We start from the raw sequence: 289 nt of genomic DNA, 5'->3' as shown, positions 1-289 counted from the left end.
ACATTCTTTAAGGATTGTGAAATAATTTGAATGATTTGTGTCACTTGCTCCTTCTTAAAAACAAATTTAAGCTTTTTATTATTCCGAAGCTGAATCAGGATGCCGCCATTTAACAAACCATTACTTTCCTTACATGAGGCCACATCTTTTAAAGGAATCGCCTCAAGAAGATCAATCGTTGAATTGAGATGAAGTTTATAAATTAGTAATCGTTTATTAGTGATCCCTAGCACTGCCGGCGTATTTGAAGAAGTTAACCAGGATGCTTCATTAAAAATTTTCCAAAATA

At 33.2% G+C, this 289-nt stretch carries 1 protein-coding gene; it reads right to left on the bottom strand.

The window, feature by feature from the left end:
* On the bottom strand, positions 1-289 hold a 289-nt coding region (locus RYX56_RS21855), incomplete at both ends, for a PH domain-containing protein (protein WP_317124051.1).

The organism is Alkalihalophilus lindianensis, from assembly GCF_032843265.1.
In the GTDB taxonomy this organism is placed as follows: Bacteria; Bacillota; Bacilli; order Bacillales; family Bacillaceae_D; genus Alkalihalophilus; species Alkalihalophilus lindianensis.
This window is presented reverse-complemented; position numbering and strand designations above follow the sequence as displayed.